This window comes from Brevundimonas sp. NPDC090276 (genome assembly GCF_044772165.1).
Classification (GTDB): domain Bacteria; phylum Pseudomonadota; class Alphaproteobacteria; order Caulobacterales; family Caulobacteraceae; genus Brevundimonas.
Window position 1 is genome coordinate 535123 of sequence record NZ_JBIVYK010000001.1, and the last position, 26330, is coordinate 561452.

The following is a 26330-nucleotide window of genomic DNA, read 5'->3' on the forward strand; positions in this document are numbered from 1 at the left end:
TGCCGTTCGGCCCTTCGAGCGCTACCGCCCTTGTGCGTCGGCATTCGGATCAACTTGAAGTGTGAGGACACCATGAAGCTGAAACTTCTCGCCAGTGTCGCCGCCGCAGGGCTGTTCGCAGCTGGCGCGGCGTCAGCTGAACCAGACGGCTGGTACGGCGCCATCGACGCCGGCTACCACATGATCGACGACATCAACGCTGAATCGTCCACCACGGGCGCCAACTGGAATTGGGAAGTGAATGACGGCTGGGCCGCGTTTGCCCGCCTCGGTTACCGTTTCAACCCCAACTGGCGCGTTGAGCTCGAAGGCGGCTATCGCTCGGGCGACATCGGCACCGTGCGCGCTGTCTCGGGCACGCAGGGCCTGTGCAACCTGACGCCGGCCACCGGCCCTTGCCATTCCCCGGAAGGCGACATCGAGTCGACCACCGTGATGGCCAACGTCATCTATGACTTCGGCTATTCGGCCTGGGGCATCCGTCCCTTCGTCGGTCTGGGCGTCGGCGTGAACCACGTCAACGTCGACACCGCCGGTCGTCTGCGCGCCACCCCGGCGGTCAGCTTCGTCGCTGACGACAGCTCGACCAAGTTCGCCGCTCAGGCGATCGCCGGTCTGGCCTGGGCTGTGGGCGATCGCACCAACATCGACCTGACCTACCGCTACCTGACGGGCGACGCCGCGTTCAACTCGACGACCTCGGGTGCGGGCGCCATTCCGTTCGGAGAATGGTCGGGCGACTATGACCAGTCGCACACCGTGACCCTGGGTCTGCGTTACGCCTTCGGCGCCGAGTCGGCCCCGCCGCCCCCGCCGCCGCCGCCTCCGCCGCCGCCGCCGCCTCCGCCGCCGCCCCCGCCGCCGCCCCCGCCGCCGCCTCCGGCCAAGCCGGCTGCGCGTCAGTTCGTGGTCTACTTCGACTGGGATCGCTCGGACCTGACGGCTGAAGCCCGTTCGGTGGTGACGCAGGCCGCCAACTACGCCAAGTCGGGTGCTCCGACCCGCGTGCTGATCGTCGGCTACACCGACACCTCGGGTTCGCCGGCCTACAACCTGGGTCTGTCCAACCGTCGTTCGCGCACCGTCGCTGACGCTCTGGTCGCCCAAGGCGTCAACGGCGGCGTGATCGCTGTCGACGGCAAGGGTGAAACCAACCTGGCCAAGCCGACGGCTGACGGCGTGCGTGAGCCGCTGAACCGTCGCGCCACCATCGACATCAACTTCTAGCCCAAAGAGGAGAGGCCGAGGGCGACCCTGGTTTGCACTCGGCTTCTCGGGGCTGGAAGGTCGAAAAAGCTAACCGTCGGCCCAAATCGAGTCGGCGGTTATTCTTTTTCAGCTGTGCGGATCAACATCATCGCGCCCGCCTACCTTGTCATCTATACAGCCTTGGCTCTAGGAGAGGGGCGCGTCCCTAGGAAAGAACCCCAGCGTTTGCTTGCGCCATTTGATCCTGATCAGCAGAACGCCGACCCATCGGTCAGTGCGTCTTTGCAAAGCCGTCGTTTCCTGATCGTAACCGCCCCCTTCGGCCGGTTCGACCGTGTTCTGGCGCAAGCGCTCCGGCGTCGAGGCGCCGACGTCAGCCGCATGATCTTCAATGCTGGCGATGCCGCGGGATGGCGGCAACCAAGCGCCGTGGTTTTCGACCAGAGCGCCAGCCATTGGCCTGAACGGCTGCTCGAGTTGTCGCGCGACTTCACCGACATCATCGTTTTTGGCGAGGGTGGTCCTTACAATCAGGGCGTGCTGACCCAGATCGATCGGCTGGGCGCCGTCGTCTGGGTTCTCGAAAATGGATACTTCCGTCCGGACTGGGTGACGGTGGAGCGCAACGGCGTCAACGCTTCCAGTGTTCTGCCGCGTCAGGCCGAGAGCTATGCGGACCCGACGCCGCCGCTGCCGGTGACGCGGCCGATCGGCAAGATCCTGCCGCACCATGTCATCAACATCAGCCTTTACCACTTTGCAGCCTGGCTAGGACGCCCTCTTTATCCCCGATATCGCTCGCCGTATTCGGTTGCGCCCTGGCTTCAGTGCCTGGGCCATATCGGCCGTTATCTGGGGCTGGTCTTCCAGTCGCGGCGCCAGCTGAATGCGGACGTCATCGCGGCGCGTGGCCCATTCTTCATCGCCTGCCTTCAGCGCGAGGGGGACGCCCAATTGTTGCGTTATTCTCGTTTCGCCGACAACGCCGGCTTCCTGGCCGAGGTGATGGACAGCTTCGCCCGCCATGCGCCTGCGGATCGTCGACTGGTAGTCAAGAACCACCCGCTGGACCCTGGACTGGTCAACCTGGCCGCCGTCACGCGTCGATTGGCCGCTGAGCGCGGGCTGACGGGCCGGGTCGATTTCATTGACGGCGGCAATCTGGCCCAGTTGTGCCGGGCCTCTTGCGGGATGGTGGTCAACAATTCCAGCGCCGCCTTGTCGGCGCTGGGCTTCCGGACGCCCGTCAAGGTTCTGGGGCAGGCTTTCTTCGACTTCGCGGGCATGACGGACCAGCAGTCGTTGGACGGTTTCTGGCGTGCGCCTGTGGCCGCCGACGCCGCGCTATTTACGCGGTTCCGCGCGCATGTGATCGCCCGCACCCAGATCAACGGCAACTATCACGAGCCGCGCGCCATGGTCTGGACCGCCTCGGCCATCGCCGACGCCTTTGGTCGGCCGCGCCCGCCGCGGGACTGATTCCGACAATCCACAGGGGTGTGGCGATATGGCCACCCTCGGGCGTTGTCATATCACTGTCACACCATTGTCGCCCAAACTTCCCGCAGCGGCCTTAAGGCCCAGCCCCATCTCGGCAGCCAAAAGGCCGCCGCAGGGCGCTATGCCTTCATCACTGGGGATACAGACAGATGACCACCCGTAAACAGCTGTTCTGGGCGACGACCGCCCTCGTGAGCGGCGTTCTCATGGCCGGCGCCGCCTCGGCCCAGTCGACCGCTTCGCAAGCTGTTGAAGAGCGCGCCACGCAAGTCGGCGACGTTGTCGTCACCGGCCCGCGCGGCCCGCGCGCCATCGAAGGCGTCGTCGCTGAAAACAATCCCAAGTCGCGCGCGACCATCACGGAAGCCTTCATTGGCACCCAGGCCGCTGGCCAGACGATCCTGAACTCGATCAACCTGCTGCCGGGCGTCAACTTCACCAACAATGACGCCTACGGCTCGGCCGGCGGCGACCTGACCATCCGCGGCTTTGACGCAGCGCGCGTTTCGCTGACGCAAGACGGCATCCCGCTGAACGACACCGGCAACTACGCCATCTATTCGAACCAGCAGCTGGACCCGGAACTGATCCAGCGCGCCTCGGTCAACCTGGGCACGACCGACGTCGACAGCCCGACCGCTTCGGCCACCGGCGGCACCGTCAACTACATCACGCGTCGTCCGGCCAAGGACTTCGGCGTCATCCTGCAGCCCTCGCTGGGCGAGTACGGCTACAAGCGCATCTTCGCCCTGCTCGACACCGGCGAAGTCGGTCCGTGGGGCACCTCGGCCTGGTTCGCGGCCTCGAAGACCGTCTATGACCACTTCGTGGGCGCCGGCGGCGTCGACAAGATGCAGCTGAACGGCCGCATCTATCAGCCGCTGGGCGACAACGGCGACTTCATGGCTGTGACCGCCCACTACAACGAGAACCGCAACGAGTTCATGCCGCGCGTCACGCTGACCCAGTTCAAGGCGGGCGGCGCTTACGAGAAGGACAACTACAACACGGTCCGCTCGCAAGCCACGGCGATCAATCCGTCGAACACCGGCAACATCCGCGGCCAGTCGCGCTTCACCCTGAGCGACACGCTGAAGCTGACGGTCGACCCGTCGTTCCAGTACACCCTGGCGCACGGCGGCGGCACGCAGAACATGCGCGAAACCGATCCGCAGCTGATCGGCAACTCGTCGGCCGCCGGCGTCGACCTGAACGGCGACGGCGTGATCAACGGCGCGACCACCGTGACCCTGTTCCGCCCGAACATCACCAACACGCACCGGTACGGCGTCACCAGCTCGCTGATCTGGGACGCGGCTGAAGATCACCAGTTCCGCCTGGCCTACACCTTCGACTGGGGCCGCCACCGCCAGACCGGCCAGTTCGGCTACATCGACGCCAACGGCTTCCCGGAAGATCCGTTCGCGGGTCGTAACGGTCGCCCGGTCAAGCTGCCCGACGGCACCATCCTGCGCCGCCGCGACCGTCTGTCCTACGCCATGCTGAACCAGATCGCGGCCGAATACCGCGGCTCGTTCTTCAACGACACGGTCGACGTGACCCTGGGCGCCCGCGCTCCCTTCTTCGACCGCGAACTGAACAACTACTGCTACCAGCGCGACACCTTCAACGCCTACTGCACCACGCAGGTTGGCGTTGACGCGGACGGCGACGGTCTGGTCACCTTCCCGACGTCGTCGATGAACCCGAATCCCCAGCCGTCGGCTTCCAATCCGAACCCGGAGCCGCTGGAATACGGCAAGCCGCGTTCGTTCGACAAGAAATACGACGCCTTCCTGCCGAACGCCGGCGTGACCTGGAAGTTCGCCCCGAACCAGTCGGTCTACGCCTCTTATGCTGAAGGCTTCTCGGCGCCGCGCACCGACGACCTGTACGACGTCGTCGACGTGAACCCGGAACCGGAAACCACCAACTCCTATGACCTGGGCTACCGCTTCCAGTCGGGTTCGGTCATCGCTTCGGTCGCCGTGTGGAAGACGGACTACGCCAATCGCATCGTGCGCACCTTCGACGAAGCCGCCGGCCTGTTCCTGACGCGTAACGTCGGCGACGTGACCCTGCAGGGCGTGGACGGTCAGATCGGCTGGTCGCCGATGGAGAACCTGAACCTCACCGGTTCGTTCACCTACACCGACAGCGAAGTGAAGAACGACCTGCCGAACGGCACGGACAAGGTCACCGGCAACCCGATCTTCATCAAGATCGCCGGCAACCAACTGGTCGAAACCCCTGATTGGCAGTTCGGCGCTCGCGCCGCCTACACGATCGGCAAGTTCGACCTGGGTCTGCAGGGCAAGTATGTCGGCGAGCGTTTCTCGAACGACATCAACACGGAAGTCGCGCCTGACTACCTGACCTTCGACCTGGACGTCCGCTACAACCTTGCTTCGGTCGGCGCTGGCGGTTCCTACATCCAGCTGAACGTCATCAACCTCTTCGACGAAGAGTACCTGGGCGACATTTCGACCTCGACGACGGGTTCGGCCCAATACCAGCTGGGCGCCCCGCGCACGGCCATGATCTCGCTGCGCGCTTCCTTCTAAGAAGAGCCGGCATCAAGACAGGGGAGGGCGGTCCGGCAACGGGCCGCCCTTTCTTTGTTTGTAGGCCTATCGCGCTTCGCGCTACTCGAGGCCGGCTGCGGCCTATCGCCCGCAAACATTGAACCGGGGGGCGTCTCGGCCTATCTGGCGCGGTCTGCCTTTCTCCCGTTCGGATCGACTTCGCCCATGACCCAACCCATCCCCGCCGAATGGACGCCGCACCGGGCCATGTGGGTTGGCTGGCCCAGCCATGCCGAGCTGTGGGGCGAGTATTTCGCGCAGGCCCAGAACGAGGTCGAAGCCCTGGTCCGCGCTCTGGCCGGTTCGGGCCGCGAGAAGGTCAAGCTGATGGTCGGCAATGACGAGGCCCTGCCCGGCGCGCGTGCGCGTCTGGACGGCGTCGACGGCGTCGAGGTCGTGGCCGCGCGCTTCGGCGACATCTGGCTGCGCGACACGGGCCCGATCTTCAACGCGGGCTCGAAGACGGCCCAGGCCTTCGCCTTCAACGGCTGGGGCGGCAAGTACGACTATCCCCACGACGACGAGGTCGCCGATCAGATCGCCGAGTTCTCCGGCGTGCCGACCACCCGCCATGACTTCATCCTCGAAGGCGGCGCCTTGGACCACGACGGTGAGGGCACGGTCCTGACCACGCGCCAGTGCCTGCTGAACAGGAACCGCAACACCGGCTGGACCCAGGCCGACGCCGAGGCCGCCCTGGCCGCCTCGGTCGGCGCCAAGGTGGTGGTCTGGCTGGGCGACGGCCTGCTGAACGACCATACCGACGGCCACGTCGACAACCTGGCCCGCTTCGTCGCGCCGGGCGTCGTGGCCTGCCCCATCGCCTTTGGCCGCAAGGACCCGAACGCCGAGGTCTATGACGAGACCGCGCGCCTGCTGATGGAGACGACTGACGCCACGGGCCGCAAGCTCAAGGTCCTGCGCGTCCCGTCGCCGGGTCTGGTGCTCGACGCCGACGAGCGTCCGATCCCGGCCAGCCACATGAATTTCCTGATCGCCAACAGCGCCATCGTGGTGCCGACCTATGGCGACGATGTCGCCGCCCGTCTGGCGGGCGAGGCCCTGGCCACGGTCTTCCCTGACCGCGAGATCGTCCTGTCGCCGTCCAACGCCGTCCTGACCGGCGGCGGATCCTTCCACTGCATCAGCCAGCAGGAGCCCGCGTAAAGATGACCCGCACCGTCACCGTCGCCGCCCTCCAGACCTCGTATGGCGAGGACATGCAGGCGAACATCGACAAGACCATCGGCCTGATCCGTCAGGCGGCAGCCAGGGGCGCGCAGGTCATCCTGCCGTCGGAGCTGTTCCAGGGGCCCTACTTCTGCGTGACGCAGGAGGAGCACTGGTTCACCTCGGCCTATCCGTGGCGCGAGCATCCGGCCGTGGTCCAGCTGCAGCCGGTGGCCAGGGAACTGGGCGTGGTCATCCCCGTCTCGATCTTCGAGAAGGAAGGCCCGCACTACTTCAACTCAATGGTCATGCTGGACGCTGACGGCGAGGCTCTGGGCGTCTATCGCAAGAGCCATATCCCCGACGGCCCCGGCTATCAGGAGAAGTACTACTTCCGTCCCGGCGACACGGGCTTCAAGGTCTGGAGCACCCGCTTCGGCCGCATCGGCGTCGGCATCTGCTGGGACCAGTGGTACCCCGAGGCCGCCCGCGCCATGGCCCTGCAGGGCGCCGACATCCTGATGTATCCGACCGCCATCGGTTCGGAGCCGCATGACGCCACCCTGGACACCGCCGCCCCTTGGCAGCGCGCCATGCAGGGTCACGCCGTGTCCAACGCCATGCCGGTCATCGCCTCGAACCGCATCGGCCATGAGACCCTGACCGAGGCCGGTCAGAGCTTCTACGGCCACTCCTTCATCGCCAACCATCGCGGCGATCTGGTCGAGAGCCTGACGGGTGAGGAGGGCGTGCTGGTCCACACCTTCGACCTCGACTTCCTGGATCAGTACCGCGCCGCCTGGGGCTTCTTCCGCGACCGTCGTCCCGAACTGTACGGCGCCCTGGCCACGGGCCGTCCGGTCTAGTCAGCGACGCGTGTTGCGCGCCACGACATTGTTCGTGGCGCGGTCGCCGTCGTCGGCGCTGCTGCCGAAGGGATAGCCGCGATCGGCGCTGCAATAGGCGCGACGGCCTTCGCGCGCGCCGACGACGACCAGTTGGGGCCGCAGGCGCGCGGCGCGGGAAAAGACATTGTCCGCGATCTGATTGTCCGACGGCGTCTGGTGCCGGATCACGCCGCGCTCGCCGCAGTTGCGATAGAGAAAGACGCCGGGGCGTCCATTCAGATTGAAGCGGTTGCCGGTGATGCGGTTGCGGGCCGAGCCGTCGACGGCGACGGCCTCGCGGCGAGTCGCCACGGCGATGGTGTTGTTCTCGATCCGGTTGTCGGCGCTCTCGGCGTCCAGATAGAGGGCGGTGGCGTCGCTGCGGCCGGTCAGCGTCGAGTTCGTCAGGCTGAGCCGCGTCACGCCCGGCCCGACATAGAGGGGGATGGAACCGGTCCCGACGATGGCCACCCGGTCCAGTTCGATGTGCGACGGCGCCGCGCCTTGCGTTGTGGCCGTATGCTCGGCAGTGCGCGACGAGGCGCGCAGGTCGTCATAGCCGCCGTCCGCCCCCATGCCCCAGACGCGCACGGCGCCGTGGATCGTGCAGTTCTCGATGCGGATGTCGGTGGGGCGGCTCCAGTGCTCAGCCGTGATGCGGCGCGACCAGATGGCGATGGTGGGCTGGCGCGTAGTGACGGCGGCGCCGGGGCGTCCGATGGCGCCGCCCTGACAGTCGAGTCCGGCGCCGGAGGCCTCGGCGCCTTCGATCAGGATGGGACGGAGGATGCGCTGGCTCCGGGGCAGGACGGCGCGGCAGGTCAGGCGGTAAGGCGTGGCGGCGTCCGCCGTCAGCTCACTCAGTTCAGCGGCGGTGCAGGGGCGCGCGGCGGGCAGGGCCCAGGCATCGGGGGCGGAACCAAGCAGTAGGGCCGCCAGCCAGGCCGCCATCAGGGCAGGGGCGTGGCCAGGGCCAGGCGCTCGGAGGCGCAGCCGGGGCTGGTCAGGCCGGTAGCGCGCACGGCGGTCAGTTCGGCCCGGGCGGCGGTCAGATCGGCGTCGAAACCGGGCGTGGCGGCGGCGGCGTCGAACACCGCCTTGCCCAGCACCTCGCCGGCGGCGACGTCGCTGGGATAGTGCATGCCGCAGACCAGTCGGCTGAGGCCCATTTCGTGGGCGATGCGGCGGGCCTCGGTCGCGCGTTCGGGTTCCAGCGCGGCGAAGGCCTCGCCATAGACGGTGGCGACCGTCGAACTGCCCGAGGGGTAGGAGGCGGTCTTGCGCCCGGCCTCGGTGACGCGCTGGCAGGGGCGGCGCTCGGGATCGTCGCCGACCGGGCGGGCGCGGAAGCCGCGCGCCTTGACCAGCTCGGCCGCCGCGTCGGAATCGTCGAACAGCCGCTGCATCAGCCGGTTCAGGTTGGGCGTGGCAGCCGAGCCGAGGCGCACGCCCAGGGCGCAGTCGAAATGCTGCAGGGCCAGCGGCGGCCGCAGCTCGGCATGGGCGGTGGCCAGCAGCCAGCGATCGCCGTCCTCCAGCGCCTTGAACCGGGCGGAGCGCGCCTTGTCGGTCAGATCGACGGGCGAACCAGCGACGGGCGGCGGCGGGACCGCGTCGGCCAGGGCCTGAATCAGGGATCCGCTGAGATAGCCCTTGGTCTCGACCGCCTTGGCGGCTTGAGGGCGCAGGGCGGCGGGGGTGCCGGCGCAGCCCGTCAGCAAGGCGGCTGCAGCGATGATGAGGGCCCCCCGGCGGTTCATCAGGCCCCGGCGCTCCAGGTCAGCTGGACCGAGGTCAGGCCGCCTTCACCCGGCGAGGCCACGACCTGCAGGGTGGCGCCGTCAGCCTTGCGGGCGGCGGCGCCATAGGCGCGGGCCTCGCCCTGGTTCATGGCCATGACGGGGGCCAGACCGGCGGCCTCGGCGCGCTGGCGATAGAAGGCCACGACGGCGTCAGGCGCGGCGTCGGTGGTGAAGGTGATCAGGCCGCCCGGTCCGGTCGGGCCGTTGGCGACTGTGGCGGGGCCGTCGGCCTGGGCGCCGGGATAGAGGGCGGCGAAGGCCGGGGCGCCGTCGATCGACGCGGGTGCGGCCGGTGCGGCGGCGGCTTCGGCCGCAGGGGCGGCGGCGACCGGCGCGATCTTGGCGGGAGCGTCGGCGGGCGGCGGCAGGCTGGTCTCGGGCGCAGCCTCGCTGCGCTCATCGCATCCGACGAGACCGACCGTGAGGGCCACGGCGACGGCTGCCACGCTACGCTTCATCCCGCCTACGTCCTTGAGACTGTTCAACTTGCTGAACACCGTGGCCTATCCGTGAGGCCGCAGCAAGGCGGTTCAGCCTGTCGGAGCGTCAACTTCGTCGTCGGGCTTGTCCGTCGATGGGCGTCCTTCGGCTGCTTTGGAGGCATGATCGGCGAAACGCATGCCTTCGGTGGCCAGGGCTTCGTTGATGACGTCCTGATCCGGATCAATCTCCGAGCCCGAGGCGGAGCCGCCGCGCAAGGAACCCGCGCGCGTGTCGGAACCCGAATCCGTGCCTTCCAGCGCCTTCTTCAAGGCGTCGACGGCATGGCCGCGATCCGGCTTTTCGCCCATGTCGGCGGCCTCGCGGGCTTCTTCGTTCTCGCTCTCGGGACAGGCCATGATCGTCTCCTTGTTGCGTGAACAACGCGGAGGAGCGGGCAGGGGGTTCCACAAGAGAAGGCGATCAAACAAAGGGCCGGCGGAGAGATCCGCCGGCCCTCATTCTGTTCACGCCTGGCGCGCGTCGCATTGCTTGAGGCACGCGTCCGCTCGGTCGAGCGCCACCTACTTCCCGAACAGCTTGTTCCAGCGGCGCTTCTCGCGGGTCTTCCAGGCGCCGCGGTGCCAGGCGTCGGAGCCGATCAGCGGTACGACCGTCGTGGCCTCGGCGAAGACCATCTGTTCGTGCGTGGTCTGGACCTTGCCCCACGACGCGGCCTCTTTCAGCGTCGAGGACGAGCAGGCGCCGTCGCGCACGTCGGCGACGGTGATCTGGATCGCGTAGCGGTGCATCTCGGCTTCGACGCCCAGAATCTCGGCGCAGACGACGGTGTCCTGGGCGAAGTTCTTGGGCACGCCGCCGCCGACCATGAAGAGGCCGGTGACGCCAGCGGCGATCTTGATGTCGGTCAGTTCGCGGAAGTCGGCGATGGCGTCCAGCATCAGATAGGGCAGGCCGGCTGCGGCGCGCTCCTTCTGATGCTTGACCAGGCCGAAGCCGGCGGAGCTGTCGACGAAGGCCGGGCAGAAGATCGGCACGCCTTCTTCATAGGCGGTCTGGATCAGCGAGCCGGGCTTCTTCGCATTGCCCTCGGACAGCCACTTGCCCATCTCCCAGATGAACTCGCGGCTGGAATAGCCGCGCGGCTCCAGGCGGTTGGCGATCTCCAGGATGGTGTGGTCGCAGGCCTGAAGTTCTTCCTCGTCGATGTAGGTGTCGTAGATCCGATCGATGTAGTTGTCGCGCAGGACGTTGTCGTCCACCTCGCCGGCGGCCTGATAGTGCTTGAAGCCCAGGGCCTCGAAGAAATCCATGTCCACGATCGAGGCGCCGGTGGCGACGATGGCGTCGACCATGCCGAACTTCACCATGTCGCGGTAGACGTGCATGCAGCCGCCGGCCGAGGTCGACCCGGCCAGGATCAGCCAGGGCGAGCAGGCCTTGTCTTCCAGCGCCATGTTGAAAATGTCGGCGGCGCGTGCCGTGTCGCGCGAGCTGAAGGACATCTTGCGCATGCTGTCGATGATCGGACGGGCGTCGAAGCTGGTCATGTCGACGTGCTCGACGGTGTTCTGAAGCAGCGCAGCCTTCTGGTTCGACTGAACGGGAGCGTTCATTTCGGCGGTTTCCCTGAGATATGAGCGCCCGTCGTCAAGCATACGCAGCGGCCCGGACGGAGCGACGGGCCGCTGCGGATCTCATATCAACGTCCGAAGACGCTATTGGGTCAGGCGATCAGCGCTTGCGCTTGCGCACGCCGGCCTTGCCCTTGGGGCGCGACAGGCGGACGATCTTGCGGGCGTTTTCCTCGGCCGTGGTGCGCACGGTCGGGATGGAGCGCGGGGCCAGGCCGTACATCGAGCCCATCGGGGCGTCCTCGACCACGGCGATCTCGTGTTCGCCATAGCCGTTGAAGCCGGTCGTCATGGCCACGCCATAGGCGCCGAGCATGCCGATCTCGATGAAGTCGCCTTCCTGCACATCGGCCGGCAGCCAGAACGGGCCCGGCATATGGTCGATGCTGTCGCAGGTCGGGCCATAGAAGCGGAAGGGCTTCAGCTCCGACGTGGCTTCGCCGTCCCGGACCAGCTTGGTCGGGAAGGGCCAGCGCGAGTGGGTGGCGTCGAACAGCGAGCCGTAGGACCCGTCGTTCAGATAGAGGGCGTCGCCCTTGCGCAGGTCCACGCGGCACAGAACCGACGACGACTCGGCCACCAGGGCCCGGCCGGGTTCGCACCACAACTCGGTCGTCTCCGACACCGGCATCTCGTTGAAGCCGCGGTGAATGGCGTCGGCGTATTCCTGCAGATCCGGCGGGACCATGCCCGGATAGACCGAGGGGAAGCCGCCGCCGACGTCGACGATGTCGACGAAGACGCCCGCCTTCTTGATGGCGCGGCCGACCTGCGACATGGCGGCTTCATAGGCCGACGGGCGCATGCACTGCGATCCGACGTGGAACGACACGCCCATCAGGCCGTCCTGCACCGCCTGGCGCACGGCCAGCAGCAGGGCGGGGGCCTGATCCGGCGAGACGCCGAACTTGCCCGAGAGGGAATAGGCCGCGCCGTCGGCCGAGACGGCCATGCGCACGACCAGGTTCAGGTCGTCGGCGTTGTCGGTGGCCTCGATGATCTTCTGCAGTTCGTCATGGCTGTCGAGCACGAAGGTGCGCACGCCGTGGTCGGCGTAGGCGGCACGGATCGCGCCGCGGCTCTTGACCGGGTGCATGAAGGCCAGGCGCGCGTTCGGACTGACCGAGCGAACCAGCTCGATCTCAGCCAGAGACGCGACGTCAAACGCGTTGACGCCCTGCTCGACCAGGGTCTCGATGACCCAGCGCGAAGGGTTCGCCTTCACTGCATAGAAGACGTCGGCTTTTAAATTGTCCTGGAACCAGCGCGCCGCTACGGAAACCGAACGCGGTCGCACGAGGGCGACGGGACGTTCAGGGGACCGCTCACGGACCAGGTCCAGGGGAAGTTGGTACGTGCGCAATTCACGTAACCCCCTGCTAATTGTTAACCCAGACCGGCGTTAGCAGCGCTTAACGGTTAGACCACGGGGTCCGCCGGAACGCGCGATGTAGGGATGCTCGACCGTCATGTAAAGCGGTAATTTCATGACCTGATCCACAGGGGAACGGGCGGAAAGGCCCCGCGCACTGGACGAAAACGACGCAGGCGTGCCATTAAGACTTGTCGAAACGCGCGTGGCGCGTCATGCGGCGCCCCCTGTTGCAACCGCCACCCACGGGTTCATGAGTTCTTCAACCGCCGCTGTCGCGTCCGTAAGGGATGTGTCAAAGACCTACGGAGCCAGAAAGGCGCTCGACGGCGTGTCCGTCGAAGTGGCCGCCGGCGAGATGGTCGCCCTGATCGGTCCGTCCGGATCGGGCAAGTCCACCCTGCTGCGATCCATCACCGGACTGCACCCCATCGATCCCGGTCAGGGAACGATCCAGGTGTTCGGTGAAACCGTTCAGCAGAACGGCCGCATCACCGGCGCCGTGCGCAAGGCGCGCGGCAAGCTGGGCATGATCTTCCAGCAGTTCAATCTGGTGGGGCGTCTGTCGCTCTTCTCCAACGTCATGCTGGGCGCGCTCGGGCGTCTGCCCGGCTGGCGCGGTCTGTTCGGCGTCTGGCCCAAGGCGGACAAGGATCGGGCCATGGCGGCCCTGCACCGCGTCGGCGTGTCGGAATACGCCGCCCAGCGCGCCAACACCCTGTCGGGCGGCCAGCAGCAGCGCGGCGCCATCGCCCGCGCCATCGTCCAGGGCGCGCAAGCCATCCTGGCCGACGAGCCTGTCGCTTCGCTGGACCCGGTTTCGGCCCGCAAGGTCATGGAACTGCTGGTCGAGCTGAACAAGCGCGACGGCATGGGCGTGATCGTCACCCTGCACCAGGTCGACTACGCCATCCGCTATTGCGACCGCGTCATCGCCCTGCAGAAGGGCAAGGTGGTCTACGATGGGCCCTCGACCGGTCTCGATTCCAAGCGCCTGATTGAAATTTACGGTCCTGAGTACGAGGACGCGTTCTGGGAAGCCAAGGCATGACCCGCACCCCCATCACCCGCCGTTTTCTGGGCGTCGCCGCCCTCGCCATGAGCCTGGGCCTCGCCGCCTGCGGCAAGGGCGAAGAAAAGGCGCCGGGCGCCGCCCCGACCGAGATCACCTTCTCCATCCTGTCGGCGGAAGGCCAGGCCTCGTCGGGCCCGCTGTGGCAGCCGCTGCTGGACGACATGTCCAAGGCCATCGGCGTGCCGGTGAAGCCCTACTTCGGCTCGAACTACACGGTTCTGGTCGAGGCCATGCGCGGCAACCACACCCAAGTGGGCTGGTTCTCGGCCAAGCCCGAGGTCGAGGCCATCGACCGCGCCAAGGCCGAGGTCATCGCCCGCACGGTCAACCGTGAAGGCCTGGACAGCTACCAGTCGACCCTGATCGTCAAGAAGGGCTCGGGCATCACGCTGGACAAGGTGCTGGCCTGCGGCAAGCAGTACAACTTCGGCATCGGCGACGCCCAGTCGACCTCGGGCACCCTGGCGCCCATGACCTTCCTGTTCAACGCGCGCGGCGTCGTGCCGTCGCAATGCTTCAAGACGGTGCGTTCGGCCAACCATCAGGCCAACGCCTTCGGCGTGGCCACGGGCGTGATCGACGTCGCCACCTCGAACAGCGTCAACACCATCTTCATCCGTCGCGAGAACCCGCAGCTGGCCGATCAGATCGAAGAGATCTGGGTCTCGCCGCCGATCCCCGAAAGCGGCATTGTCGTCCGTGAAGACCTTGACCCGGCGCTGAAGGAAAAGATCCGCAGCTTCTTCCTGACCTATGGCCAGGGCGAAGGCCCCGAAGCCGAGCGTCAGCGCAAGGTTCTGGCCGGTCTGGAATACTCGCGCTTCGCCGCCGCTGACGACAGCTACCTGAATCCGATCCGCGAGATGATCGCCGACCAGAAGCGTGGCGAAGCCGAAGCCAAGGGCGACAAGGCCGGGGCCGCCGCCGCCGCCGCTGAACTTCAGCGTCTGCGCAGCCTGCGTGAGGTCCAACCTTGACCTCTGCTCCCTTGACGCCGGCCGCGGTTCCGGCCGCGCCGCAAAAGTCCGCCGTCTCCTGGGCGATGGACGTCCTGGTCTGGGGCGGCGTCATCGCCGTCCTGCTGTACAGCATCGACGCCGTCGATCTGGGCAACATCTCGCGCCTGTTCTCGGGCAATGACAGCACGCGGCTGTTCGTCCACGACCTGATGCGTCCCGACTTCTCCCAATGGAAGATGTTCGTCGGCAAGATGTGGGAAACGGTCCAGATTGCCCTGTGGGGTACCTTCCTGGCCGTGCTGTTCGGCATTCCCCTGGGTCTCGCCGCCGCCCGCAACATGGCGCCGGCCTGGGTCGTGACCCCTGTGCGCTGGGTCATGAATCTGCTGCGCTCGGTGCCTGATCTGGTGATCGGCCTGCTGTTCGTCACCGCCGTGGGCCTCGGCCCCCTGGCCGGTGTTCTGGCCATCACCCTGAATACGGCGGGCGTCCTGGCCAAGCTGTTCTCGGAAGCGGTCGAGTCGATCGACAAGGGCCCGGTCGAGGGCGTGCGCGCCACCGGCGCGTCCAAGCTGCACGAAATCGTCTGGGGGGTGATCCCGCAGGTGGCTCCGCTGTGGACCTCGTTCGCCCTCTATCGCTTCGAGTCCAACAGCCGTTCGGCCACCGTCCTGGGTCTGATCGGCGCCGGCGGCATTGGTCAGGTGCTGTTCGACAGCATGAACGCCTTCGACTTCCGCGCCGTTTCGGCCATCGTCATCATCGTGGTCGTGGCCGTGACCCTGATCGACACCCTGTCCCAGGTCATGCGCAAGCGCCTGTTGTAACCGAAGCCGGTCGGGGCAAGTTTGCCCTGACTGTCACAAAGGTCTGGCCGGACCGTCACACTTCGCTGCTCTAAGCGTCTCCAACTGACGTCTGGAGAGGTCCGGCCAATGATCCGTTCCCTGAAAATTTCCGCCTGTGCAGCGGCCCTGCTGGCCCTGGCGGCTTGCGGCAACAACGAGGGCGGAGCCCCCGGCAGCCAGAAGGCTCGCGCGGGCATCTGGGCCGCCGGTTCCTCGACCGTCTTCCCCTTCGCCACCCGCGTGGCTGAAAACTTCGCCCGCACCTCGGGCAGCACGGCCGCGCCGCGCATCGAGTCGCTGGGCACCGGCGGCGGTATTCAGGCCTTCTGCGCCGGCGTCGGCCCCTCGACCCCCGACGTCGCCAACGCCTCGCGCCCGATGAAGCAGAGCGAGTTCGATCGTTGCGTCGCCAACGGCGTCACCGACATTGTCGAGATCAAGATCGGCTTTGACGGCATTGTCATCGCCACGGCCCGCACGGGCAACAGCTTCAACTTCGAGTTGAACGACCTCTACGAAGGTCTGGCCAAGGAGGTTCCCGGCCCGAACGGAACCTTCATCGCCAATCCGACCAAGACGTGGAGCGACGTCAACAAGGGCCTGCCGAACCAGCGCATTCAGGTCTACGGCCCGCCGCCCACCTCGGGCACGCGCGACGCCTTCCTGGAACTGGGCATGGCTCCGGGCGGCAAGTTGATCCCTGCGGTGGCCGCCTTCAAGGACGACAAGACCAGGTTCGAGACCCTGACCCACACCCTGCGTGAAGACGGCGCCTGGGTCGATTCGGGCGAGAACGACAACGCCATCGTCCAGACCCTGACCCGCACCCCCGGCTCGCTGGGCGTGTTCGGCTTCTCCTTCCTGGAGCAGAACATGGACACGGTGAAGGCCGAGACCATCGACGGTGTCGCCCCCTCGGCCGAGACCATCGCCGACGGCACCTACCCGCTGGCCCGCAGCCTCTACATCTACGTCAAGAAGGCCCATGTGGGCGTGACGCCGGGTCTGGAGCAGTTCGTCCAGGAGTTCATGTCGGAAGGCTCCGCCGGCCGCGGCGGCTACCTGCAGGACCGCGGCCTGGTGCCGTTGCCCGCCGACCAGCTGACGGCCGAACGCGCCAAGGCCGCCGCCATGACCTCGATGGCCCGTCCTAACTAAGGGCGTCAGATCGCAGAAAAACAAACGCCCCGGACGATCATCGTCCGGGGCGTTTTGCTGTCTGAAATCCGACGAGGAGGCTCTACGCCGCCGCCCTGCGCCTCAGCCGGGCGATCCGGCGCAGGCGGCGCCAGAAGCGGCCGCGCGCGGGCTCGGGATAGGGCTGCAGGTTCTCGACGAACTGCTCGGCCGAGGCGCGCCAGCTGAACTTCTCGGCGTAGGCGCGCACGTCCTTGCGATCCAGTTTCAGGGCTTCCAGGCAGGCGGTCGTCAGATTGTCGTCGATGACCCCGGCGTTGGAGCCAGGGATGATGTCGATGGGGCCGTGCGCCGGATAGGCGGCGACCGGGGTGCCGGCGCCCATGGCCTCCAGGATCACCAGGCCGAAGGTGTCGGTCCAACTGGGGAAGACGAAGACGTCGGCGTCGGCGAAACAGCGGGCCAGGTCCGCGCCGAAGCGGGCGCCCAGGAACTTGGCCTCGGGGTACTTCTCTTCCAGCTCGGCGCGGGCCGGGCCGTCGCCGACCACGATCTTGGTGCCCGGCAGGTCCAGTTCGAGGAAGGCCTCGATGTTCTTTTCGACCGCCACGCGGCCGACGTTGAGGAAGAAGGGGCGGGGCCAAGCGTCGCCGCCCATCTCCTTGTAGATGGGCTCCAGGTCGGGGCGGAACAGGTCGGTGTCCACGCCGCGCGTCCACGGCGAGACGTTGCGGAAGCCGTGCTCGACCAGTTCGTCGCGCAGGGTCGGGGTCGCCACCATCAGCCGTCCCGACGGCTTGTGGAACCACTTCATGTAGGCGTAGCCGACCTGAACCGGGATCGGGAAACGGGCCGAGACGTATTCCGGGAACTTGGTGTGATAGCTGGTCGTGAACGGCAGTTTCCACTCGACGCAGATGCGGCGCGTGGCGATGCCCAGCGGTCCCTCGGTGGCGATATGGACGGCCTCGGGCTCGAAGGCGCGCAGGCGCTCGCGAATCTCTTCTTCGGCGCCCAGAGCCAGCCGGATCTCGGGATAGGTGGGGCAGGGGATGGTCTTGAACTGGCTGGGTTCGATGACCTCCACCTCATGACCCATGGCGCGGCATTCGGCCACGGTGCGGGTCAGGGTGCGGACGACGCCGTTGACCTGAGGCTCCCAGGCGTCGGTGACCAGGACGATGCGCATTGAAATCGAGTGGGCCCCGGGCCGTTTCGCTGAACTGGAAGTACTAGACGTTTCGCATGACGAAGGCGAGACAGGTTTCCGATCTCGGTGTGTGTCGTTCACCGACGTTGTCGCCAAACGTGCCGGATCAGACCGCCTTGGAGTTTCTCAAAACAGCGCTTCAGGCTTGTTTGGATGCGCGTTATGTGGACTAGCCTGCGCCAGCTTGGCTGTGGCGCAAAAACCCGAGCCATCACGTCGCTGTGAGAGGTCGCAATGAGATACATTTCGCAGCTTTTCGGAGGGCGTCGCAAGAGGCAGGGAAGGCAGTTGGCCGCTGCGCGGCCGTACTACTACCTCGGCGAATCTCTAGCGCTTACGCGTCTGAGATGCGGGCACTTCATCTACGTCGACCCCCTGGAGGAGAGTGTGTGCTCACACCTGATCGCCCGTGGCGAGTGGGAGGCGAACGTGAGGAACGTGGTGCTCAGCCTGGTCCAACCGGGCGACCATGTGCTCGAGGTTGGAGGTCATGTCGGCTATTATACCCTAGGTCTGGCCCAGAAGGTTGGGGCGACAGGGTCTGTGACGACCTTTGAAGCCAATCCAAGGTTGGCTGCCCTATCCCGTCGGTCAGTGCGAATGAACGGCTACGGCGGCAGGGTCGATATTCGCCAGCAGGCTGTGACGGACGTGACTGGGCGTCTTCGCTTTGCGGTGTCTCGCCAGTTCGCAGGCGGAGGTCATCTCTATGTCTGGGATGGCGCGCTGGGCGCTGATACCGAGATCATCGAGGTTGAAGGCGTTCGGCTCGATGATCTTGAGCTGGCCGACATCAAGCTTATCCGCATCGATGCAGAAGGTTCTGAACCTTTGATCCTTCGTGGAGGTGAGAAGCTCCTGGACAGGCCGGACATAGTGCTTTGCATTGAATGGGACCTGATCCAGATGCGCTCAAGGGTCCAGCCGGAGGAGTTCATTTCCTGGCTGACGGGCCGTGGCTTCCTGTTCTGGAAAATTACGAAGAGCGACGACCTGGTGCACGTAGAAGCCAGTGAACTTTTGGATCTGCTGCCCTGCGATCTGGTGGTCGCCAGGGAGCGTCCGGTGCTGGCGCGTGAGAAGAGCGGCAGGCCGTAAGCTAGGCTACAGAGGCAGGACCGTCGTCGACTTCACCTCTTCGAGAACGGCATAGGTTCGCGTTTCGCGCACGCCGGGCATCCGCACCAGGATATCGCCGAGGAAGACGCGATAGGCGTCCATGTCGGCCACCCGCGCCTTGATCAGATAGTCGAAGCCGCCGGCGACCATGTGGCACTCCAACACCTCGGGCTGGCGGCGCACCACGTCGGCGAAGGCGTCGAAGACGTCGCCCGTGGTCCGGTCCAGCAGGACCTCGATGAAGATCAGTAGGGCGCGATCAGCGCTGGCCGGGTCGATCAGGGCCGCATAGCCGGTGATGACCTTGCGGTCCTTGAGCCGCTTGACCCGTTCGAAGCAGGCGGCGGGCGACAGATTGCACCTTCGCGCCAGTTCCGCGTTGGAGATGCGGCCGTCGGTCTGCAGCACGCGCAGCAAACGGCGGTCGGTATCGTCGAGAGTTTGCATGGCGAATGAGCCCTATTGCCGAAGGATCGCTGGTCCAAGCTTCGATCATACAATGCACATTCGGCCAAGTCCGCCATATACGCCGTAAATCGAAGGGTTTGATCCCAGGGTGAGATGATGACGCCGACCGACCTGAAGCACTGGGACGAGCTGGACCACAACAAGTTCCGCGACGAACGCGCCGTGGTCGCCGAGCTGCTGGCTGAGCCTGGCCTGACGACGGCCGAGCGCGCCGACGTGCTGCGCGACGCCATCGCTCTGGTCGATCAGGCCCGCGCCAGCCAGAAGAAGCAGGGCGTGGTCGAGAGCTTCCTGCAGGAGTTTTCACTGGGCACCCGGGAGGGGCTGGCCCTGATGTGCCTGGCCGAGGCCCTGCTGCGCACCCCCGACGCCGACACCCGCGACCGCCTGATCGCCGAGAAGATCGGCTCGGCCGACTGGGCCTCGCACATGGGGCAGTCGGACAGCCTGTTCGTCAACGCCTCGACCTGGGGCCTGATGCTGACCGGCAAGCTGGTCGACGTGGACGAAGAAGCCAAGACCGACCTGTCGGGCTTCCTCAAGCGCATCGCCGGGCGTCTGGGCGAGCCGGTCATCCGTCAAGCCGTCGCCACCGCCGTCAAGATCATGGGCGAGCAGTTCGTGGTCGGCCGCACCATCGAGGCGGCGCTCAAGCGTTCGGATCGCGAGGGCTGGCTGTGCAGCTTCGACATGCTGGGCGAGGGCGCCCGCACGACCGCCGACGCCGAGCGCTATGAGAAGATCTACGCCGACGCCATCGAAGCCGTGGGCAAGACCGCCAAGGGCCAGGGTCCGGAGGCCGGTCACGGCGTCTCGGTCAAGCTGTCGGCCCTGTCACCGCGCTATCAGGCGGTGCAGGAAGACCGCGTCTGGGAGGAGCTCTATCCCCGCATTCTGCGTCTGGCCCTGATCGCCGCCAAGTACGACATCAACTACACCATCGACGCCGAAGAGGCCGACCGTCTGGCCCTGTCGCTGAAGCTGCTGGAGCGGCTGGCGCGCGAGCCGGAGCTGGGCGACTGGAAGGGCCTGGGTCTGGCCGTCCAAGCCTATCAGAAGCGCACGACCGAGACGGTGCAGAAACTGGCCGAACTGGCCCGGTCCTCGGGCCGACGCCTGATGGTGCGTCTGGTCAAGGGCGCCTATTGGGACACCGAGATCAAGCTGGCCCAGGTCAACGGCCGCACCGACTACCCGGTCTTCACCACCAAGCCGGCCACCGACCTCAACTATCTGGTCTGCGCCAAGGCCCTGATCGAGGCCTCGCCTTACATCTACGCCCAGTTCGCCACTCACAACGCCCACACCCTGGCGGCGGTGCGGCGCATGGCGCGCGACCGCAACGTGACCATCGAACACCAACGCCTGCACGGCATGGGCGAGGCTCTCTATGACGCCGCGCACGAGGCCTGGGCCGACGAGCATGTCATCGTCCGCGCCTACGCCCCCGTCGGCGGTCACGAAGAACTGCTGCCCTATCTGGTGCGCCGCCTGCTGGAAAACGGCGCCAACTCCTCCTTCGTCCACGCCCTGCTGGACGAGCGCGTTCCCGCGGCCGCTGTCGCCGCCGACCCCATCACCGCCGTCGAGGCCCAGCCCGACCGTCACCCCAGGATTCCGGTTCCCATGAACATCTACGGCGATCGCCAGAACTCCCTCGGCCGCGACTATTCGCAGGCCGCCGACCGTGAACGCCACGCCAAGGCCCTGGAGCGGGTCGATAGCGAGAAGCTGACGTCGGGCCCCATCATCGGCGGCAAGCTGAAGGCCGGCGTGAACCCGCAGGACGTGACCAATCCCTTCGACCGCTCGCAGGTTCTGGGTCATGTCTCCGAGGCCTCGGTCGAGGACGTCGACGCCGCCGTCAACGCCGCCGCCAACGCCCAGGTCGCCTGGGACCGCATCGGCGGCGCCGGTCGCGCCCCCGTCCTGCGCGCCATGGCCGACGTGCTGGAAGCCGACATGGACCGTCTGGTCGCCCTGCTGTCGCGCGAAGCGGGCAAGACCCTGAACGACGGCGTGGCCGAGGTGCGCGAAGCCGCCGACTTCTGCCGCTACTACGCCCTGCTGGCCGAGCGTGACTTCGGCGGTCGTCAGACCCTCAAGGGGCCGACCGGCGAGACCAATGAACTGGTGCTGCACGGTCGCGGCGTCTTCGCCGCCATCAGCCCGTGGAACTTCCCGCTGGCCATCTTCGCCGGCCAGATCGCGGCCGCGCTGGCCGCCGGCAACGCCGTGGTGGCCAAGCCCGCCGAGCAGACCCCGCTGATCGCCGCCGAGGCTGTCCGCCTCTTCTACAAGGCCGGCCTGAACCCTGACCTGCTGGCTCTGGTCCCCGGTCGCGGCGAGATCGTCGGCGCGGCCCTGACGGCCCATCCGGGCATCGACGGCGTGGCCTTCACCGGCGGCACCGACACGGCCAGCGCCATCAACCGCGGTCTGGCCGCGCGCCCCGGCGCCATCATCCCCTTCATCGCCGAGACCGGCGGCCTGAACGCCATGTTCGTGGACACCACGGCGCTGAAGGAACAGGTCATCGACGACGTCATCCTGTCGGCCTTCGGCTCGGCCGGTCAGCGTTGCTCGGCCCTGCGCATCCTCTACGCGCCCAAGGAGGCCGCTGACGCCCTGATCGAAGGGCTGAAGGGCGCGCTGGCGACCCAGGTCGTGGCCGACCCGACCGATCCCAAGACCGACATCGGCCCGGTCATCGACGCCGAAAGCCGCGCCAACCTGGAAGCCCACGTCGAGCGCCTGTCGAAAGAAGCCAGGATCGTCGCCCGCGCCGAACTGGCTCCGGGCTCGGAAAAGGGCGACCTGTTCGCCCCGACCATCGCCGAAATCCCCACGCCGGACTTCCTCGAGCGCGAGGTCTTCGGCCCGATCCTGCACGTCTATCGCTATGACTCGAAGGACCTGAAGTCGGTCGCCGCCAAGCTGGCCGCGCGCGGCTACGGCCTGACCCTGGGCGTTCACAGCCGCATCGAGGCCTTCGCCGACGAGGTCGTGCGTCTGGTCCCGGCGGGCAATGTCTATGTGAACCGCTCGATCATCGGCGCCGTGGTCGGCGTCCAGCCCTTCGGCGGCGAAGGCCTGTCCGGCACCGGCCCGAAAGCCGGCGGCCCCAACAGCCTGATCCGCTACGCCGCAGAGAAGGCCATCAGCGTCAACATCGCCGCCCAGGGCGGCGATCCGGCGCTGCTGAACCTGTAAGAGAGGAACGCGCCTAGAGCGCGCTTCGCATCACGCCTCGGAGATACTGGCCATAGGCGCTCTTGCCGAGCGACTGGGTCAGCATCTCCAGTTGCTCGGCGTCGATGAAGCCCTTGGTGAAGGCGATTTCCTCCGGGCAGGCGATCTTGAAGCCCTGACGCTTTTCAAGGACGCGGACGAACTCGGCGGCCTCGACAAGGCTGTCGGGCGTGCCGGTGTCCAGCCAGGCGTAGCCGCGCCCCATGATCTCGACTGACAGCTTGCCGCGTTCCAGATAGGCGCGATTAACGTCAGTGATCTCCAGTTCGCCGCGCGGCGACGGCTTCAGGTCGCGTGCGATATCGACAACGTCGCCGTCGTAGAAATAGAGTCCCGTGACGGCCCAATTGGACTTGGGCGCAGTCGGCTTTTCCTCGATGGACAGCGCGCGCATTTTCCCGTCGAACTCGACCACGCCGTACCGTTCGGGGTCATTAACGTGATACGCGAACACCGTCGCCCCCTCCTGTCGCTGCATGGCGCTGGTGAAGAGTTCGGTTATGCCGTGGCCGTAAAAGATGTTGTCGCCCAGAATCAGGGCGGAGGGGCGGTTTCCGACGAATTCGGCGCCGATGATGTAGGCTTGGGCCAGGCCGTCGGGGCTAGGCTGGACCGCGTACTGGATTTCCATGCCCCATTGGGATCCGTCGCCGAGCAAGGCTTGGAAATGAGGCGTGTCGCGCGGGGTGGAGATGATCAGCACCTCGCGGATGCCCGCCAGCATCAGCGTCGACAGCGGGTAATAGATCATCGGCTTGTCGTAGACGGGCATCAACTGCTTGGAGGTGACAAGCGTCATGGGGTGCAGGCGTGTGCCCGATCCTCCGGCGAGAATAATGCCCTTCATGCGAGGGTCCTTTCGGCATTGAGTTCGGCGACGATCTCCGCGACAGCATCCTGCCAGGCGCGAGGAGCCACGCCATAATCGCGAGTCAGCTTGGTAGTCCTCAGACGGGAATTGGCCGGCCGTTGGGCCGGTGTCGGATAGTCGGCGGTCGGGATGCCCTCGACGGCGGCCGACGGGCCGCCGGCTGCGGCGCTGGTCGCGAAAATTTCACGCGCCAGCCCAGCCCAGCTGGTTTCGCCGGCGTTGACGAAGTGGAAGATGCCGACGGGCGCCTGTTCGTCGTCGATCATCCGCAGGGTGATGGTCTTTAGCGCGGCCGCGATGTCCCGGGCCGACGTCGGGCAGCCAAACTGATCCTCAACGACCCTCAGGGCGGGCCGGTCCGCAGCGAGGCGGAGCATTGTCTTGAGGAAGTTGGCGCGATGGACGCTCAGCACCCAGGCCGTGCGCAGCACCACCGAACGGGGGTTGCCGCTGCGGACCGCCAGTTCGCCGGCCAGCTTGGAGGCGCCGTACACGCCGAGCGGGCCGACGGAATCCTCTTCGACGTAGAAGCCTTCTCCAGCGCCGTCGAACACATAGTCGGTCGAGACCTGCACCAGCGGCACGCCGGCCTCGCGCGTCACCTCGGCCAGGACGGCCGGGCCCATGGCGTTCGCGGCGAAGGCTGCGGCGACATCCGTTTCCGCCCTGTCCACGGCGGTGTAGGCGCCGGAGTTGATGACGGCGGCGAAGGTCGTTCGGGCGAACGCCGCCCTGACCGAATCGATGTTCGCCAGGTCCAGATCGTCGCGCGAGGGCGTGTGCAGGACGACGTTTTCTGGCCAACCGGCGGCGGCGAGCTCCAGTCCGACCTGACCCGCGCCGCCTGTCACCAGGATGTGGATCGGGTCAGCCATTGGCCACGCCCAGGCGCTGGGTCGCGTAGCGAGCATCCAGAATATCCTGCCACCAGCCCTGGTTTTCGAGATACCAGCGCACGGTCCGGGCGATGCCTTCTTCGAAGGTCACCGAGGGCGCCCAGTCCAGATCCGCGCTGATCTTGGAAGCGTCGATAGCGTAGCGCTGATCGTGGCCCGGGCGGTCGGCGACGTAGGTGATCTGGTTGGCGTAGGCCTGGCCGTCGCCGCGCGGGCGGAGCTGGTCCAGGATTGTGCAGATGGCTGTCACGACATCGATATTTTTCTGCTCGGCATTCCCGCCGACATTGTAAGTCTGACCCGGCTGGCCCTTTTCGAAGACCGCCTGAAGCGCGCGCGCGTGGTCATCCACAAACAGCCAATCCCGCACGTTGCTCCCATCGCCGTAGACGGGCAGGGGGTCGCCGTTCAGGGCCCGGATGATGATCAGGGGGATCAGCTTTTCCGGGAAGTGATACGGGCCATAGTTATTCGAGCAGTTGGTCACCAGCACCGGCAGGCCGTAGGTGTGACCCCAGGCGCGCACCAGATGGTCCGAGCCTGCCTTCGACGCCGAGTAAGGCGAGCGAGGATCGTAAGGCGTCGTCTCGGTGAAGAAGCCTTCCTCGCCCAGCGAGCCGAACACCTCGTCCGTCGAAATGTGGTGGAAGCGAAAGGCCGCCTTCCGTGCTTCGGGAAGGTTGCGCCAATATCCCAGCGTCTGGTTCAGCATGACGAACGTGCCAACGAGATTGGTCTGCACAAACTCGCCCGGCCCGTCGATCGAACGATCGACATGGCTTTCCGCAGCTAGATGCGCGACGACGTCCGGCTGAAACCCCTGCAGGGTTCGAGCGACCATCTCGGCGTCGCAGATGTCAGCTTGGACGAAGGTGTAGCGGTTGCTGCCGGCGGCGGGTTCCAGCGAGCTGAGCAGACCCGCGTAGGTCAGTTTGTCAAAGACCAGAACCTCATGATCGGTGTGTTCAATCAATCGCCGCACTAGCGCTGAGCCGATGAAACCGGCGCCGCCGGTGACCAGAATTTTCATGAAAACTCGCAAGTTGGACGATCGCTTGTCAGGAAAGGACGATCAGCCTGACAATGATTCTGGGCAAAGATCGGCCGCTCCGCAACTGCCTAGTGGCTCAATGTCACCTCGACGCCTTGCCGCCGTCCGCGCGCCATCCTAGAAGGAAGCCGATCATGTCAAGCTGCAGCGCTCTTTGGCGCTACTGAACGAGACCTCAATTCATGACTGAATCGCCCGTATTCCTGCTGACGCCTCGTCGCTTTGAAGACGCGCGCGGTTGGTTTTCTGAAACCTATTCGCAGGCGTCGATGGCGAAGTTCGGAGTGAATGAGACCTTTGTTCAGGATAATCAGTCTTTCTCGCGACAGACGGGCACCGTCCGCGGTATTCACTTTCAGCGCCCCCCCCACGCTCAAGCTAAACTCGTGCGGTGCGTGCGCGGGTCTCTGATCGATTACGCCGTCGATCTCCGGCGTCAGTCGCCGACCTTCGGGCGGTGGGTTTCGATCAGGCTCAGCGCTGACGGTGGCGAGCAGCTGTATATTCCCGTGGGCTTCGGGCACGCCTTCGCCACGCTCGAGCCGGACGTCGAGATCGCTTACAAGGTGACGGACGTCTATGCGCCGGACTGCGACGGCGGCGTGCGCTGGAACGATCCGAAGCTCGCCATCGAATGGCCCCTTCCGGCGAGCGGGGCGGTGCTGTCCGACAAGGATGCCGTCCTTCCCAGCCTGGATGAGCTTGATGTTGATTTCGCCTACGACGGGCGACCGCTTCTTCCGCTTGCAGTCTGATCGGCTGCACCATCGTTGCTGATCGGCGCGGACAGCGTCTAGGGTCGAGAGCCAAAACAGCCCTGGCGCGCTCGCCTGCAATGACGCGG

The 26330-nt window shown here is 66.3% G+C and carries 23 protein-coding genes; 12 read left to right on the forward strand and 11 right to left on the reverse strand.

Annotated features, from left to right (window positions below; all coding sequences use genetic code 11):
• Positions 1–72 precede the first annotated feature (72 nt).
• From ACIQTU_RS02515 to aguB, 5 genes are all read left to right on the forward strand, one after another.
• On the forward strand, positions 73–1227 hold the full coding sequence (locus ACIQTU_RS02515) for an outer membrane beta-barrel protein (protein WP_400541844.1): 1155 nt from the start codon (positions 73–75) through the stop codon (positions 1225–1227).
• 264 nt (positions 1228–1491) lie between these two features.
• Entirely contained in the window at positions 1492–2688 is a 1197-nt protein-coding gene (locus ACIQTU_RS02520; RefSeq protein ID WP_400541847.1) for a capsular biosynthesis protein, read from the forward strand.
• A gap of 170 nt (positions 2689–2858) precedes the next feature.
• Complete coding sequence (locus ACIQTU_RS02525) at positions 2859–5273, forward strand: TonB-dependent receptor (RefSeq protein WP_400541849.1); 2415 nt, start codon at positions 2859–2861, stop codon at positions 5271–5273.
• 186 nt (positions 5274–5459) lie between these two features.
• On the forward strand, positions 5460–6461 hold the full coding sequence (locus tag ACIQTU_RS02530) for an agmatine deiminase family protein (protein WP_400541852.1): 1002 nt from the start codon (positions 5460–5462) through the stop codon (positions 6459–6461).
• A gap of 2 nt (positions 6462–6463) precedes the next feature.
• Positions 6464–7330 carry an N-carbamoylputrescine amidase gene (gene aguB / locus ACIQTU_RS02535; RefSeq protein ID WP_400541854.1) on the forward strand — a complete coding sequence of 289 codons (867 nt, stop codon included), beginning with the start codon at positions 6464–6466 and terminating at the stop codon, positions 7328–7330.
• Here aguB and ACIQTU_RS02540 read toward each other — a convergent pair whose 3' ends face one another.
• From ACIQTU_RS02540 to ACIQTU_RS02565, 6 genes are all read right to left on the reverse strand, one after another.
• Positions 7331–8302, reverse strand: a complete 972-nt coding sequence (locus ACIQTU_RS02540) for a right-handed parallel beta-helix repeat-containing protein (protein WP_400541857.1) — start codon at positions 8300–8302, stop codon at positions 7331–7333.
• Positions 8302–9111: a phosphatase PAP2 family protein gene (locus ACIQTU_RS02545; RefSeq protein ID WP_400541860.1), complete on the reverse strand. Its 810-nt coding sequence runs from the start codon at positions 9109–9111 to the stop codon at positions 8302–8304. The genes ACIQTU_RS02540 and ACIQTU_RS02545 overlap by 1 nt, the downstream gene beginning before the upstream one ends.
• Positions 9111–9611: a hypothetical protein gene (locus tag ACIQTU_RS02550; RefSeq protein WP_400541863.1), complete on the reverse strand. Its 501-nt coding sequence runs from the start codon at positions 9609–9611 to the stop codon at positions 9111–9113. The genes ACIQTU_RS02545 and ACIQTU_RS02550 overlap by 1 nt, the downstream gene beginning before the upstream one ends.
• A gap of 72 nt (positions 9612–9683) precedes the next feature.
• Positions 9684–9992, reverse strand: a complete 309-nt coding sequence (locus tag ACIQTU_RS02555) for a ribonuclease (RefSeq protein ID WP_400541865.1) — start codon at positions 9990–9992, stop codon at positions 9684–9686.
• A 165-nt stretch (positions 9993–10157) separates the two neighbouring features.
• Complete coding sequence (locus ACIQTU_RS02560; RefSeq protein WP_400541868.1) at positions 10158–11252, reverse strand: deoxyhypusine synthase; 1095 nt, start codon at positions 11250–11252, stop codon at positions 10158–10160.
• A 76-nt stretch (positions 11253–11328) separates the two neighbouring features.
• Positions 11329–12591 (reverse strand): type III PLP-dependent enzyme, encoded by a 1263-nt coding sequence (locus ACIQTU_RS02565; protein ID WP_400541871.1) that lies wholly within the window; start codon positions 12589–12591, stop codon positions 11329–11331.
• A gap of 262 nt (positions 12592–12853) precedes the next feature.
• On the opposite strand from ACIQTU_RS02565, the gene phnC reads away from it, so the two are divergent.
• From phnC to ACIQTU_RS02585, 4 genes are all read left to right on the forward strand, one after another.
• Positions 12854–13651: a phosphonate ABC transporter ATP-binding protein gene (gene phnC, locus ACIQTU_RS02570; RefSeq protein ID WP_400541874.1), complete on the forward strand. Its 798-nt coding sequence runs from the start codon at positions 12854–12856 to the stop codon at positions 13649–13651.
• A complete protein-coding gene (gene phnD / locus ACIQTU_RS02575) occupies positions 13648–14652 on the forward strand; it encodes a phosphate/phosphite/phosphonate ABC transporter substrate-binding protein (protein ID WP_400541877.1) in 1005 nt (334 codons plus the stop codon). The genes phnC and phnD overlap by 4 nt, the downstream gene beginning before the upstream one ends.
• Before the next feature lie 65 nt (positions 14653–14717).
• Entirely contained in the window at positions 14718–15461 is a 744-nt protein-coding gene (gene phnE / locus ACIQTU_RS02580) for a phosphonate ABC transporter, permease protein PhnE (RefSeq protein ID WP_400543739.1), read from the forward strand.
• Between the two features lie 108 nt (positions 15462–15569).
• Positions 15570–16640 (forward strand): substrate-binding domain-containing protein, encoded by a 1071-nt coding sequence (locus ACIQTU_RS02585; RefSeq protein ID WP_400541880.1) that lies wholly within the window; start codon positions 15570–15572, stop codon positions 16638–16640.
• 82 nt (positions 16641–16722) lie between these two features.
• Here ACIQTU_RS02585 and ACIQTU_RS02590 read toward each other — a convergent pair whose 3' ends face one another.
• Positions 16723–17808 carry a glycosyltransferase family 4 protein gene (locus tag ACIQTU_RS02590; RefSeq protein ID WP_400541883.1) on the reverse strand — a complete coding sequence of 362 codons (1086 nt, stop codon included), beginning with the start codon at positions 17806–17808 and terminating at the stop codon, positions 16723–16725.
• A 408-nt stretch (positions 17809–18216) separates the two neighbouring features.
• Here ACIQTU_RS02590 and ACIQTU_RS02595 point away from each other — a divergent pair, with 408 nt between their 5' ends.
• A complete protein-coding gene (locus tag ACIQTU_RS02595; protein ID WP_400541886.1) occupies positions 18217–18927 on the forward strand; it encodes an FkbM family methyltransferase in 711 nt (236 codons plus the stop codon).
• Positions 18928–18933: 6 nt separating this feature from the next.
• Here the strand turns inward: ACIQTU_RS02595 and ACIQTU_RS02600 are convergent, their stop codons facing one another.
• Entirely contained in the window at positions 18934–19395 is a 462-nt protein-coding gene (locus ACIQTU_RS02600; protein WP_400541889.1) for an Lrp/AsnC ligand binding domain-containing protein, read from the reverse strand.
• A gap of 117 nt (positions 19396–19512) precedes the next feature.
• Between ACIQTU_RS02600 and putA the strand changes: the two genes are divergently transcribed.
• Complete coding sequence (putA, locus tag ACIQTU_RS02605) at positions 19513–22629, forward strand: bifunctional proline dehydrogenase/L-glutamate gamma-semialdehyde dehydrogenase PutA (RefSeq protein WP_400541892.1); 3117 nt, start codon at positions 19513–19515, stop codon at positions 22627–22629.
• Between the two features lie 13 nt (positions 22630–22642).
• Here putA and rfbA read toward each other — a convergent pair whose 3' ends face one another.
• Genes rfbA through rfbB form a run of 3 tightly spaced genes read right to left on the reverse strand, consistent with a single transcriptional unit; the run spans position 22643 to position 25465 of the window.
• Positions 22643–23515, reverse strand: coding sequence for a glucose-1-phosphate thymidylyltransferase RfbA (rfbA, locus tag ACIQTU_RS02610; RefSeq protein ID WP_400541895.1), 873 nt, complete (start codon positions 23513–23515; stop codon positions 22643–22645).
• Positions 23512–24414, reverse strand: a complete 903-nt coding sequence (rfbD, locus tag ACIQTU_RS02615; protein WP_400541897.1) for a dTDP-4-dehydrorhamnose reductase — start codon at positions 24412–24414, stop codon at positions 23512–23514. Before rfbD ends, rfbA begins: the two co-directional genes overlap by 4 nt.
• Positions 24407–25465: a dTDP-glucose 4,6-dehydratase gene (gene rfbB, locus ACIQTU_RS02620; protein WP_400541900.1), complete on the reverse strand. Its 1059-nt coding sequence runs from the start codon at positions 25463–25465 to the stop codon at positions 24407–24409. Before rfbB ends, rfbD begins: the two co-directional genes overlap by 8 nt.
• A 203-nt stretch (positions 25466–25668) precedes the next feature.
• Here rfbB and rfbC point away from each other — a divergent pair, with 203 nt between their 5' ends.
• Positions 25669–26241 carry a dTDP-4-dehydrorhamnose 3,5-epimerase gene (rfbC, locus tag ACIQTU_RS02625; RefSeq protein ID WP_400541903.1) on the forward strand — a complete coding sequence of 191 codons (573 nt, stop codon included), beginning with the start codon at positions 25669–25671 and terminating at the stop codon, positions 26239–26241.
• The last annotated feature ends 89 nt before the right edge of the window (positions 26242–26330 follow it).

Bases quoted from the DNA above. Each gene is read 5' to 3' on its own strand.
- phnC (WP_400541874.1), top strand. From the start codon at position 12,854: ATGAGTTCTTCAACCGCCGCTGTCGCGTCCGTAAGGGATGTGTCAAAG.
- phnD (WP_400541877.1), top strand. From the start codon at position 13,648: ATGACCCGCACCCCCATCACCCGCCGTTTTCTGGGCGTCGCCGCCCTC.
- rfbD (WP_400541897.1), bottom strand. From the start codon at position 24,414: ATGGCTGACCCGATCCACATCCTGGTGACAGGCGGCGCGGGTCAGGTC.
- ACIQTU_RS02600 (WP_400541889.1), bottom strand. From the start codon at position 19,395: ATGCAAACTCTCGACGATACCGACCGCCGTTTGCTGCGCGTGCTGCAG.
- aguB (WP_400541854.1), top strand. From the start codon at position 6,464: ATGACCCGCACCGTCACCGTCGCCGCCCTCCAGACCTCGTATGGCGAG.
- rfbA (WP_400541895.1), bottom strand. From the start codon at position 23,515: ATGAAGGGCATTATTCTCGCCGGAGGATCGGGCACACGCCTGCACCCC.
- ACIQTU_RS02555 (WP_400541865.1), bottom strand. From the start codon at position 9,992: ATGGCCTGTCCCGAGAGCGAGAACGAAGAAGCCCGCGAGGCCGCCGAC.
- ACIQTU_RS02545 (WP_400541860.1), bottom strand. From the start codon at position 9,111: ATGAACCGCCGGGGGGCCCTCATCATCGCTGCAGCCGCCTTGCTGACG.
- rfbB (WP_400541900.1), bottom strand. From the start codon at position 25,465: ATGAAAATTCTGGTCACCGGCGGCGCCGGTTTCATCGGCTCAGCGCTA.
- ACIQTU_RS02530 (WP_400541852.1), top strand. From the start codon at position 5,460: ATGACCCAACCCATCCCCGCCGAATGGACGCCGCACCGGGCCATGTGG.
- ACIQTU_RS02585 (WP_400541880.1), top strand. From the start codon at position 15,570: ATGATCCGTTCCCTGAAAATTTCCGCCTGTGCAGCGGCCCTGCTGGCC.
- ACIQTU_RS02560 (WP_400541868.1), bottom strand. From the start codon at position 11,252: ATGCTTGACGACGGGCGCTCATATCTCAGGGAAACCGCCGAAATGAAC.
- ACIQTU_RS02540 (WP_400541857.1), bottom strand. From the start codon at position 8,302: ATGGCGGCCTGGCTGGCGGCCCTACTGCTTGGTTCCGCCCCCGATGCC.
- phnE (WP_400543739.1), top strand. From the start codon at position 14,718: ATGGACGTCCTGGTCTGGGGCGGCGTCATCGCCGTCCTGCTGTACAGC.
- ACIQTU_RS02550 (WP_400541863.1), bottom strand. From the start codon at position 9,611: ATGAAGCGTAGCGTGGCAGCCGTCGCCGTGGCCCTCACGGTCGGTCTC.
- rfbC (WP_400541903.1), top strand. From the start codon at position 25,669: ATGACTGAATCGCCCGTATTCCTGCTGACGCCTCGTCGCTTTGAAGAC.
- ACIQTU_RS02590 (WP_400541883.1), bottom strand. From the start codon at position 17,808: ATGCGCATCGTCCTGGTCACCGACGCCTGGGAGCCTCAGGTCAACGGC.
- putA (WP_400541892.1), top strand. From the start codon at position 19,513: ATGACGCCGACCGACCTGAAGCACTGGGACGAGCTGGACCACAACAAG.
- ACIQTU_RS02525 (WP_400541849.1), top strand. From the start codon at position 2,859: ATGACCACCCGTAAACAGCTGTTCTGGGCGACGACCGCCCTCGTGAGC.
- ACIQTU_RS02515 (WP_400541844.1), top strand. From the start codon at position 73: ATGAAGCTGAAACTTCTCGCCAGTGTCGCCGCCGCAGGGCTGTTCGCA.